Annotated in this window: 6 protein-coding genes; 3 read left to right on the plus strand and 3 right to left on the minus strand. The window is 74.8% G+C overall.

Translation table 11 applies throughout. The annotated features are described in order from the left end of the window. The first annotated feature begins 45 nt into the window (after positions 1-45). Positions 46-939 carry a LysR family transcriptional regulator gene (locus tag ABJI51_RS11895; RefSeq protein ID WP_348950106.1) on the plus strand — a complete coding sequence of 298 codons (894 nt, stop codon included), beginning with the start codon at positions 46-48 and terminating at the stop codon, positions 937-939. Here the strand turns inward: ABJI51_RS11895 and ABJI51_RS11900 are convergent, their stop codons facing one another. The 3 genes from ABJI51_RS11900 to ABJI51_RS11910 form a co-directional block, all read right to left on the minus strand. Then, entirely contained in the window at positions 940-1,656 is a 717-nt protein-coding gene (locus ABJI51_RS11900; RefSeq protein ID WP_348950108.1) for a transporter substrate-binding domain-containing protein, read from the minus strand. Positions 1,657-1,705: 49 nt separating this feature from the next. Continuing rightward, positions 1,706-2,785, minus strand: a complete 1,080-nt coding sequence (locus ABJI51_RS11905; protein ID WP_348950109.1) for an aldose epimerase family protein — start codon at positions 2,783-2,785, stop codon at positions 1,706-1,708. Positions 2,786-2,938: 153 nt separating this feature from the next. Next, on the minus strand, positions 2,939-4,186 hold the full coding sequence (locus ABJI51_RS11910; RefSeq protein WP_348950110.1) for a PucR-like N-terminal domain-containing protein: 1,248 nt from the start codon (positions 4,184-4,186) through the stop codon (positions 2,939-2,941). Between the two features lie 249 nt (positions 4,187-4,435). Between ABJI51_RS11910 and ABJI51_RS11915 the strand changes: the two genes are divergently transcribed. After that, a complete protein-coding gene (locus ABJI51_RS11915; protein WP_348950112.1) occupies positions 4,436-6,415 on the plus strand; it encodes an MMPL family transporter in 1,980 nt (659 codons plus the stop codon). Then, a complete protein-coding gene (locus ABJI51_RS11920) occupies positions 6,412-7,791 on the plus strand; it encodes an MFS transporter (protein WP_348950114.1) in 1,380 nt (459 codons plus the stop codon). Before ABJI51_RS11915 ends, ABJI51_RS11920 begins: the two co-directional genes overlap by 4 nt. Positions 7,792-7,845 lie beyond the last annotated feature (54 nt).

A 7,845-nucleotide genomic window follows, 5' to 3' on the forward strand; every position in this document is an offset into this window, starting at 1 on the left:
ACGTCCATCGAGGATTTACACCTGGTTCCTTGTAGAATCGGCTTAATGATCGACTTGCGGCGGCTCCAGGTCCTGCGGGTGCTGGCGGCGCGCGGCAGCGTGACGGCCGCCGCGGCGTCGCTGCATCTGACACCCTCGGCGGTGTCCCAGCAGCTGCGCCAGCTCGGCCGGGAACTGGACGTCGAGCTGCTCAGCCCCGAGGGCCGCGGCGTGCGGCTCACCTCGGCCGCGGAAGTCCTGCTGGCCCACGCCGACGCCCTGCACGCGCGCTGGGAGGAGACCGTCGCCGACCTCGCGGCGCTCGGCGACGGCACCGGCGGCACGCTGCGGGTCTGCGGGGTGTCGTCGGCGATCGCGGCGCTGGCCGCCCCGGCCGCGGGCGCGCTGCGCGAGGGCGGCGTCACGCTGCACCTCGCCGAAGAGGAGACCAAGGACTGCTTCGCCGCGCTGCTGACCGGGGAGGCCGACATCGCGGTGGTCCTGCCCACCCCGGACGTCCCGCCGGTGGACGACCCGCGGTTCGAGCCGCACGTCCTGCTCGACGAGCCCCTCGACCTCCTGGTGTGGCAAGGCCATCCGCTGACGCGCCGCCGCCGCGTGGCACTCGCCGACGCGGCGGGCGAGAGCTGGGTGGTCAAGACCCACGGCAACGACACCTACCAGGTGCTGCTCGCGGCGTGCGCGGCCGCGGGGTTCACGCCGCGGGTGGGGCACCACGTCAAGGAGTGGTACGCGGTGTCGGCGGTGGTCGCCCAGCGCCTCGGCGTCTGCCTGCTGCCCCGGATGGTGCCGGTTCCCGCCGAACACGACGTCGAACGCCTGCGGCTGCAGGGAAATCCGCAGCCGTCGCGCCGGACGGCGGCGTTCGTGCGGCGGGGGAGCGCGGGCCATCCGGTCGTCGCCCGCGGGCTGGCCGCGCTCCGCGCCGCCGCGCGGTGATCAGCTCTCGGACGGCGGCGCGACCAGTGTGGCGGACTGGCCCGCCCGGCGCAGGGACTCGGCGACGAACCCGGTCGCCTTCAGCTCCTCGACCAGCCCGGACAGGAACGCGAGCGTCTCCGGACGGCGGTTCGGGCGGGTGGCGACGGCCTGGCGGATCTGCATGAACCGCTCACCGATCAGCCGCACGCCCGGATGAGCCTCCGCGTAGGCGGTCATCGGCTGGCGGATGCCGGCCGCCACCTCCAGGCCCTGCTCCTCGAACGCCGTGACGCCGTCCGCGCCGCGCACGATCGTCGCCTGCTGCAGCGTCCTGGTCAGGTACAGGTCGTAGGCGGAGCCCTGCTTGACCCCGATCCGGACGCCCGGCCGGTCGACGTCGGCCGGGGTGTTCAGCGGCGAGTCCTCGGGCACGGCGTACACGCCTTCGATGACGACGTACGGCGGCGTGAACGCCACTTCGGCCGCCCGCGCGGGCTCGATCGCCAGGAAGGACAGGTCGGCCGCGCCCGAGGTCAGTGCCTCGAACGACTTGCGGGCCGCGTCGAAGCAGGTGAACTCCACCGGGACGCCCAGGCGCGCGGCGACCTCGCGGGCGAGGTCGACCGTGATGCCGCCCGGCTGGTCGGGGGTGCCGTGCGCGAGCACCGGGTTGCCGAGGTTGACGGCGGCACGCAGCACGCCGGTGGGGGCGAGGTCGGCGGAAAGATCTCCCATGGGCGGTGAGGGTATCGGCGGGACCCGGCCGCTGCCCCGCCGTTGTCGCTCACGCCACCGACAGCTCGTACACCGTCTCCTGGTGGTAGACCTCGCCCGGGCGCAGCACCGTGCTCGGGAAGTCCGGCCGGTTCGGCGAGTCCGGGAAGTGCTGGGCCTCCAGCGCGAATCCCGCGCCGCGCCCGTAGGGGCGGCCGCCGGGGCCGGTCAGGTCCGCGGTGAGGAAGTTGCCCGAGTAGAACTGCACGCCCGGCTCGGTCGTGCGCATCGTGAGCCGGCGCCCGGACGCCGGATCCCAGGCCTGTGCGGCGAACGGCGCGTCCGCGTCGAGCACCCAGTTGTGGTCGTAGCCGTGCCCGACCGCCAGCTGCGGGTGCGGCTCGCCGATCCGGGCGCCGATCTCCGTGGCCTCGCGGAAGTCGAACGGCGTGCCCTCGACCGGGACCGGATCGCCGTCGGGGATGAGGTCCGCCCCGGTGGGGCAGAACCGGCTCGCGGCGATGGCCAGCCGGTGCGCGTGGACGTCGCCGCTGCCTTCGCCCGCCAGGTTCCAGTAGGTGTGGTTGGTCAGGTTGACGACGGTCGGCGCGTCGGTGGTCGCGCGGTAGGTGATGCGCAGCCGGTCGCGGGTGTCGAGGTGGTAGGTGACCTCGGTGGTGAGCCGGCCGGGGTAGCCCTGGTCGCCGTCCGGGCTGACCAGGGTGAGCCGCACGCCGGCACCGGCGTCGTCGCGGAAGGGCGTGGCCGACCACACGCGCGTGTCGAACCCGGCGGGGCCGCCGTGCAGGCTGTTCTCGCCGTTGTTGACGGGAACCTGGTACCGGACGCCGTCGAGGGTGAAGGTGCCGCCGGCGATCCGGTTGGCGTACCGGCCGATCAGCGCGCCGAGGAAGACGCGGGCCGCGCCGGGCCGGTTGTTGGCGAGGTAGCCGTCGAGGTCGGCGAAGCCGAGGACGACGTTGGCCATCCGGCCGTCGCGGCCGGGTGCTTCGAGGGACTGGATGACCCCGCCGTAGTCGAGGATCCGGACGGTCACCCCGCCGGGACGCGCCAGGGTGTACCGGTGCACGTCCGTGTCGCCGTCCCGGCCGAAGTGCTCCCGGACGGGCTCGGGCAGGGGCTGGGTCATCGGGGTGTCCTCCGGGGAAGATGTTAACGCTAACAGCCTGGAGGACTTTAGGTTCGGGAGCGCGGCGGGGTCAAGCCGGGTGCCAGGAAAGACTCGTTCACCGCGTCCGATGGCATGAACGACTCTTTCCTGACGTCCGGTGAGCGAGCCGGGTCAGGGAGCGTCCGCCGGGGGCGGGGTGGCCAGCAGGCGGCGGGCGTGGAGCGTCAGCTGGATCTCCAGGCGCCGCGCCGGATCCTCCAGCCGGTCGCCGAACAGGTCGCTCAGCTGGCTCACCCGGTACCGCACCGTCTGCGGGTGGATGCCCAGCGCCTGCGCGATCTCCGGCGTGCTCCCGTTGTGCTCCAGCCAGCACAGCAGCGTCTCGGCCAGCCGCGTCTGCTGCTTCGCCGTCAGGCCCGCGAACGGCGCGAGCACCTTCGCCGACAGCTCGTCGAGCAGGAACCGGTCGGCCAGCAGCCAGTGCGTGGCCAGGTGGTCGGCCGTGTGCGTCACCGGGTGGTCGCCCGCCAGGCCGCGGCGGACCAGGTCGAGCGTGCGGCGGGCCCACAGCAGCGACGTCGCCGCGTCGGCCGGCCGGACGCGCGGGCCGACCGCCGCACGCCGTCCGGGCAGGCGGCCTTCGAGCCCGCGCAGGTCGCGGTCCGGGTTCGGGGTCAGCAGGCACGGCTCCGGGCCGTCGAGGTCGAGCAGGACGTCCGCGGGCAGCTGCGGGAACGGCGGCGGGGCCGGCCCGGTCCCCGGGTCGAGGGCGACGGCCACGACCCACTCGGGCATCGGCCACTGCGCGGCCTTCGCCATCGCCGCGACCGTCGCCGGGGACGACGGCGGGCCGGCGAGCAGCAGTTCCAGCAGCCGGCGCCGCCGCCGCTCCAGCGTGCCCGCCGCCATGGCCTGCGCCACCGTGTATCCCTCGACCGAACAGGCCGAAATCTCTTCCACATAGGCGAAAATCGCCTCCGCGCCGATACAGAGCACCGCGGCCGGGAACCGGTGGGCCTGGCCGAGTTCCGCGACGTACCGCCATGCCGCGCGCCCGCCCGCGCGGTAGGCCGCCTGCAGCGAGTTGATGCTGCCGCCGTCGTGGTGAACACGCTTGCCGACCTCGACGAACAGGCTCGCCCAAGTGTCCTGTGTGGACACCGGGTCCTCGATGCTGTCGATGCAGCTGAGCACCGCCTGCTCGATCGCCAGCACGATGATCCGGCCGAACTCGCCTTCCAGCGGCTTGGCGTACTCCGGCACGGCCCGCTGGACCTCCTCGAGAATCCGGCGGGCGAGCGGGTCGGCGTGCGGCCGGAACCGCCGCGCCAGCTCCGTCGGCAGCGAACACCACAGCTGCCGTGCCCGGCCGGTGCCGCGCGGGAGCGGAACCGTCGCCTGCGTGCTCGTCCGGGTCATGCACCAGCTCCTTTCCCGCCACGGCGCGGACGGCCATGTACTCACACGGGAACGGGATTGGCAACCGCCGATCCGTCCGCGGGAGAGGGTTCTGTCACCCCGGCACCAACGGCCGCGGCCGGGTTTGTCACCCGGCCGACAAACGGCGGAACACTCACCGCCGCAAGGGTTTCCGGTCCGCGATTTGTGCTCGCGGACGGTATCTTCGCGGCCCCTCCGGTTGTTAGCGTGATCAGCCGAGGAGGCCGGATGACGACGGTGGTGACGTGGTGTTTCCGGCGGTCCGCGGTGGTCGTGGTGCTGTGGCTGGCCCTGGCGGGCGGCCTCGGATCCGCCGTGCTGCACACCGGCGCGGCCTTCCGCGACACCGTCGCGCTGCCCGACGCGGACAGCACCGCGGCGGCGAATCTGCTGCGCGGCACCGGCAGCGGGGAACAGGTCGTCGCCCGGACGCCGGACGGGCCGGTCGACAGCGGCACGGGCCGGGCCCGGCTCGACACGCTCGCCGCGCGGCTGGCGGCGCTGCCGCACGTCGTCTCGGTCAGCCCGCCGCCCGGCCGGGTTTCGGCCGACCGGCGGACCGCGGTGCTCACCGTGCGGTTCGACGCGCCGGCCGCGGACCTCGGGCAGGACACCGCCGACGCGTTCGCCGCCGTCGTCCGCGACGCCGACGGCCTCACCGCCGGGGCGTCCGGCGAACTGGCCGCGATGACGGCGGGCGCACCGGGCCTGGGCAACGCCGGCCTCGGCCTGCTCGCCGCCGCGCTGGTGCTGCTGGTGACCTTCGGCTCGCTGGCCTGCGTGCTGCTCCCGGTGCTCACCGCGGCGGTTTCGGTCGGCTGCGCGCTCGCCGTCGTCACGCTGCTCTCGCACGTCATGACCGTGCCGAAGATCAGCGCCGAGATCGCCGCGCTGCTCGGGCTCGGCGTCGGCGTCGACTACGCGCTGTTCGTCCTGACCCGCTACCGCCAGGCCCGCGCGGAGGGCGCCGGGCCCGAGGCTGCGCTGGCGACCGCCGCGGCGACGTCGGGCCGCAGCGTGCTCTTCGCCGGCGTCACGGTGTGCGTCTCGCTGGCCGGGATGCTCACCGTCGGCCTGTCCTTTCTCGACGGCATTGCCGCCGCGGCCGCGATTTCGGTGCTGCTGACCGTGTTCGCCGCGCTGACGCTGCTGCCCGCGCTGCTGCGGCTCGCCGCGCGCCGCATGCGGGTCCGCCCGGGCAGTGAGGGCCGCGGCTGGGCCCGGCTCGCGCACCGGGTGACCGCCCGGCCCGGCCCGGCGACGTTCGCGGCGTTGCTGGTCGTGGCCGTGCTGGCGCTGCCGATGACCGGGCTGCGGCTCGGCGTCCCGGACGCCACGGCCGACCCGCCCGGCAGCGTCACGCGGACCGCCGCCGAGCTTCTCGGCACGGGGTTCGGGCCGGGCGCCGGTGCTCCGCTGCTGGTCGTGGGCACGGGCAGCCCGTCGGTGAGCACGCTGCGGGAAGTCCTGCTCGACCGCGCCGACGTCGGCCCGCCGGTCGCGCTGCCCGGCGGCTGGCTGCTCACGGTCACCCCGCGCACCGCGCCCGGCGACCCCGCCACCGGTGAGCTGCTGACCTGGACGCGGCAGATGGCCACGACGATCGGCGGCCCGGACGCCCACGTCGGCGGGCTCGTCGCGGCGCGCGCGGACTTCTCGGCGGCGATCACCGCGCGGCTGCCGCTGTTCCTGGCCAGTGTCGTCGGCATTTCGGTGCTGCTGCTGGCCTGGGTGTTCCGCAGCGTGCCGATCCCGCTGACGGCGGCGGTGATGAACCTGCTGACCGCGGCCGCGACGACCGGCGCGGTCGTGTTCGCCTTCGGCGGCCCGATCGAGCCGTACCTGCCGGTGTTCCTGTTCGCCGGGCTCTTCGGGCTGTCGATGGACTACGAGGTCTTCCTCATCGCGCGCATCCAGGAGGCCTGGCGCCGCCACGGCGACACCCGCGCGGCGATCGTCGAGGGCGTCGCGGCCACCGGCCGCACCATCACCGCGGCCGCGCTGATCATGGCGCTGGTCTTCGTGTCGTTCGCGTTCGTCGACGCCCGCGTCGTGCGGGAGGCGGGCGTCGGGCTGACGGTCGCCGTGCTGCTGGACGCGGTCGTCGTCCGGTGCGTGCTCGTGCCCGCGGTGATGGCCCGCCTGGGCGCGGCGAACTGGTGGTTTCCGGGGCGGCCCGCGCGCGAGCTGGTGGGGAGCGGGCGGTGACCGCGCGGGCCACCCTCGTGGTGATCGCGCTGGGCGCGTTCGTCACCACGCTGGACAACACGATCGTCGCCGCGGGGGTGCCGTCCATTGCCCGTGATCTCGCGCTGGATCTCGGGGCCCTGCAGTGGGTTGCGCTCGGGTACATGCTGCCGTTCGCCGGGCTCCTGCCGGTGGCGGGCGCGCTGGTCGACCGCTGGGGACGGCGTCGGGCGCTGACGGCCGCGCTGCTGGGCTTCGGGGCCGGTGCGGCGGCCGGCGGACTCGCGCAGTCGGCGTGGCTGCTGGTCGCCGCCCGCGTGCTGCAGGGCACGGCGGCCGCGTTCCTCCTGCCCGGCCTGCTGAGCCTGCTGCGGACGAACCTCGACGCCCGCGGCCGGACGCTCGGCGCGGCCGTGTGGACTGCCTGCCTCGCGGCCGCACTGGCCCTCGGCCCGGCGCTCGGCGGCGTGCTGAGCGAATACCTCGGCTGGCCCTGGATCTTCTTCGTCAACCTGCCGTTCGTGGCGGCGTTGCTCGTCCTGCTCCCGGGGGCCGTGCCGCCCGGCAGGCTCGCCGCGCCCCGCGCGCCTCCGGCGGCGGCGATGGTCCTGGTCACGGCGAGCCTGGTGCTGGTCACCACCGCACTGGCCGAACCAGGGGTGCGCGTGCCGCTGCTCGCGGCGGGGGCCGCGTGCGGGGTGGCGTTCCTCGTCCGTGAACGGCGGGCGCGGGAACGGCTGGTGCCCGCGGCCCTGACCGGCAACCGGGTGTTCACCGGCTCGCTCGCGCTGCAGCTGCTGTGGGGACTGGGGATTTCCGGCATCTTCTTCTACACGCCGTTGCTGCACCAGGAATTCCTCGGGCTCGGCCCGCTCGGTGCCGGGGCGCCGCTCGCGCTGGTCGCGGTGGCGGTCGTGGCCGCGACACCGCTGGTGCCGGTCGCCGTGACGCGACTGGGTCCACATAGGACAGTCGCACTGGGACTGGCCGTGGTCGGCGCCGGGCTGCTCGGCCTCGCCGCGGTCAACCACGTCCCGGAACTCTGGCCGCGGATCCCGGGGATGGTGCTGATCGGGGCCGGCTCGGCGTTCACGGTCCCGATGACGTCGCATGCGCTGGACGTCGTGGCGGAGCGCCATTCCGGCACGGCGTCCGGGCTGCTCACCGCGGCCCGGGAGCTGTCGGGCGCGCTCGGCGTCGCGCTGATCGGCGCGGTGCTGACGTCGGTGCGCGGGGCACGGCTCGCCGCGGGCACACCGCCCGGGGCGGCGCTGGCCGGCGGCTACACCGCCGGGCTGCTCGCCGCGGCCGCCCTGACCCTCGCCGGGGTGCTGCCCGCCGTGCGCGTCCTGCGGGCCCGGACCTCGTCGCCGCGTGACAAACGCGCTGTCCCGTAACCCGTTTCCCGGTGAGTATCCGGGATCGCCCGATTGACAACCGCACCGGCGCGG

The organism is Amycolatopsis melonis, assembly GCF_040064235.1.
In the GTDB taxonomy this organism is placed as follows: domain Bacteria; phylum Actinomycetota; class Actinomycetes; order Mycobacteriales; family Pseudonocardiaceae; genus Amycolatopsis; species Amycolatopsis melonis.

Bases quoted from the DNA above. Each gene is read 5' to 3' on its own strand.
- ABJI51_RS11910 (WP_348950110.1), bottom strand. From the start codon at position 4,186: ATGACCCGGACGAGCACGCAGGCGACGGTTCCGCTCCCGCGCGGCACC.
- ABJI51_RS11900 (WP_348950108.1), bottom strand. From the start codon at position 1,656: ATGGGAGATCTTTCCGCCGACCTCGCCCCCACCGGCGTGCTGCGTGCC.
- ABJI51_RS11905 (WP_348950109.1), bottom strand. From the start codon at position 2,785: ATGACCCAGCCCCTGCCCGAGCCCGTCCGGGAGCACTTCGGCCGGGAC.
- ABJI51_RS11915 (WP_348950112.1), top strand. From the start codon at position 4,436: ATGACGACGGTGGTGACGTGGTGTTTCCGGCGGTCCGCGGTGGTCGTG.
- ABJI51_RS11895 (WP_348950106.1), top strand. From the start codon at position 46: ATGATCGACTTGCGGCGGCTCCAGGTCCTGCGGGTGCTGGCGGCGCGC.